Annotated in this window: 3 protein-coding genes; 2 read left to right on the top strand and 1 reads right to left on the bottom strand. The window is 71.4% G+C overall.

The features are described 5' to 3' along the window. Positions 1 to 797, top strand: a 797-nt coding sequence (locus AB0J52_RS35260) for a metallophosphoesterase family protein (protein ID WP_500187252.1), incomplete at its 5' end; no start/stop codon positions are given. A gap of 136 nt (positions 798 to 933) precedes the next feature. Further along, on the top strand, positions 934 to 1,662 hold the full coding sequence (locus AB0J52_RS35255; RefSeq protein WP_500187251.1) for a TNT domain-containing protein: 729 nt from the start codon (positions 934 to 936) through the stop codon (positions 1,660 to 1,662). Between the two features lie 78 nt (positions 1,663 to 1,740). Here AB0J52_RS35255 and AB0J52_RS35250 read toward each other — a convergent pair whose 3' ends face one another. Beyond that, positions 1,741 to 2,277: an ADP-ribose pyrophosphatase gene (locus tag AB0J52_RS35250; protein ID WP_500187249.1), complete on the bottom strand. Its 537-nt coding sequence runs from the start codon at positions 2,275 to 2,277 to the stop codon at positions 1,741 to 1,743. Positions 2,278 to 2,685 lie beyond the last annotated feature (408 nt).

The following is a 2,685-nucleotide window of genomic DNA, read 5'->3' as shown; positions in this document are numbered from 1 at the left end:
CCCGGCTCGCCGCGCAGTCCAACGGCGGGCTCTTCCGGCAGGTCACCGCCGACGCCAGGCGGCGCGTCCTGTCGCGCGCCGAGGTCGTCCGCGAGCACTTCAACACCTCGTCCGCGCTGCGCGGCCACGGCTTCACCGTGGAGAACCTGCTCAAGGGCACCGCCTACTACGGCTTCGACCAGGGGGTCGTCCGCGGGCTCGTCCTCGACACCGTCAACCCGAACGGCTACTCCGAGGGCTCGCTCGACAAGGCCCAGTTCGCGTGGCTGGAGGCGCAGCTCAAGGCGGGCAGCCGGACGTACTACGACACCGCCGGCAAGAAGGTCGTCCACAACGTCAAGGACCGGCTGTTCGTCCTGTTCAGCCACCACACGATCGCGTCGCTGAAGAACTCCCTCGGCGGCGGGCGGGTGCTGGGCGACGAGGTGAAGGCGCTGCTGCTGCGCTTCCCGAACGTCATCCTCTGGGTGAACGGCCACACGCACGTCAACCAGGTGACCCCGCACGCGCGCACAGGCGGCGGCGGATTCTGGGAGGTCAACACGGCCGCCCACATCGACTACCCGCAGCAGAGCCGCGTCGTCGAGATCGCCGACAACCGCGACGGCACCCTCTCGGTCTTCGCGACCGTGCTGGACTCGGCGGGCCCGGAGTCGTACCGGAGCCTGGGCGACCCGGTCTCGCTGGCGTCCCTGTCGCGCGAGCTGTCGGGCAACGACTGGCAGGACGACCCGCAGCACCGGCGCGGCAAGGTCGAGGACCGCAACGTCGAGCTGCTGGTCCCCGCGCCGTTCTGACCTGCTGGGGGCTGGTCGGAGAGCCGGCTTCAGGACCCCGGGTGGCCGACTCCGGCACCCGGGGTCCTTGTCACGGGGCGTGTTCGCTTCCATTCTGGGCGTGGTCATCTGTCCCACCCGTCACGGAAGGCGGACCATGCCCCACCTGCGAGATCGCCGCGCCTGGCCGTTCGCCGCGAGCGTCCTGCTCCTCGGGCCGCTCACCGCGTCGCCGGCGTCCGCCGAATCCCCCGAACCCGTCCCCGGGACGGCCGGGTCGCTGCCAGGTGCGGTCGCGTCGGCGTCGGCGCATACCCTGGTGCACCCTCTCGGGCCCACCGCGGCGTGCTCGGCGGCCGACTTCGGGAACGACGCGCGCCTCGGGCCGGCCGTCCTGCCGAACCGGGGGGTGATCGGACGGGAGCTGCGCGGCTACCACCGCTTCGGGGGCATGGAACCGTCGGCCTTCCTGTCGAAGTACTGGAACTCGACGTCCAACGGCTGGCGCTACCCGCGCGCCGACGGCTTCCTGATCGGCCGGGACGGCAGGCCGGTCAAGCACGTGCGGCGGCTGCGCGTGAACGAACGCGTCGACCGCTTCGGCGGCGAGTACGACGGGTTCCTCGCCCCGTTCGGCGAGCGCTACGCGCGCCGGTCCGTCCCGCCGCAGAACCTGGACGACACGCAGGACCCGACCGGCTGCAACTGGCACGCCTACCGCGTCCTGCGGCCCTTCGACGTCCAGGCGGGGCCGAGCGCTCCCGCGTTCGGCCAGCCTGGCCACGGCACCCAGTACGTGCTGGACAGCGTCCTCATCCCCGGCGGCCCGACCCGCCTGAACGTCGTGTGGCTGGTGGACAACGGCTACCTCGCCCGGCTGAACTGACCGGCGGCCCGGCGGCCGCGATGCTCCGACCCGGCGTCCGGCCGCCGCCCCCCGGGCGGGGTTGCGCTCGGCGTCCGATCAAAGTCCGCGCAGGGTGAGCAGCGTGTAGGCGGCGACGCTGGAGTCGTCGGTGATCTCGCCGCGCAGCACCATGTCCTGGAACTGGGCGCGGGAGAAGAAGCCCTGCCGCATGTCCTGCTCCTCGATCTCCCGCTGGTGCGGGCCCTGCGTCAGGTCGGTCGCCACGAACACGTTGAACCCCTGCGTCGCCGATCCCTGCGACGCGTGCAGGAACCCGATGTGCCGCATGGTGCCCGCGCGCAGCCCGGTCTCCTGGACGAGCTCCTCCCGCGCCAGCTCCTCCGGGTCCCCGTCGGCGCGGTTCGGACGCGATCCCTGCGGGAAGTTCCACGCCCGCCGCCCGATCGGGTACCGGTACTCCTCGACCAGCACGAACCCGTCGTCCTGCATGGGGATGACCAGCGCGAAGTCGGGCCGGTCGACGACTCCGTAGATCCCGCGCGACCCGTCGGGGCGCTCGATCTCGTCCTCCCGGACCACGATCCAGGGGTTCTCGTAGACGATCCGGCTGCTCACCTGCCTGATGCTGCTCATGACCGCCATCATCCCGAATCCCGGCCGCGTCCACCTGCCGGGGTGCGCGGCCTCCGCGCCGCGCAGCCGGCCATTCCCCGGACGACCTTAACCGTTTCGCCGCAATTAGCCCGCCGCACCGAAATTGTCGGTTCATGCCGGGGAAGCCAGGGCGCGCGGGCGCCGACCACCGCCCCACGAAGGTGTTTCGGCGATGCGCGAGGCTTCTCCCGCGCCGATACCAGACTTTCCCCGAATCTGATATCCGGTTCGGCGCAGTGCGTGCCAAGTGATCACTTCGACTTGGCCCGGAGGTGACTCGCCAGAGGAATGCACTGGTTATGACCTTGTCTAGATTCATGGGGCGAATGCGGGCCGCCGCATCGGGCGGGGTGGCGGCCGGCGCGGTCGCCGCCACCGTGCTCGCGG

Source organism: Spirillospora sp. NPDC049652, from assembly GCF_040675125.1.
In the GTDB taxonomy this organism is placed as follows: Bacteria; Actinomycetota; Actinomycetes; order Streptosporangiales; family Streptosporangiaceae; genus Spirillospora.
This window is presented reverse-complemented; position numbering and strand designations above follow the sequence as displayed.

Coding starts and splice junctions, on each gene's coding strand:
- AB0J52_RS35255 (WP_500187251.1), top strand. CDS start 934: ATGCCCCACCTGCGAGATCGCCGCGCCTGGCCGTTCGCCGCGAGCGTC.
- AB0J52_RS35250 (WP_500187249.1), bottom strand. CDS start 2,277: ATGAGCAGCATCAGGCAGGTGAGCAGCCGGATCGTCTACGAGAACCCC.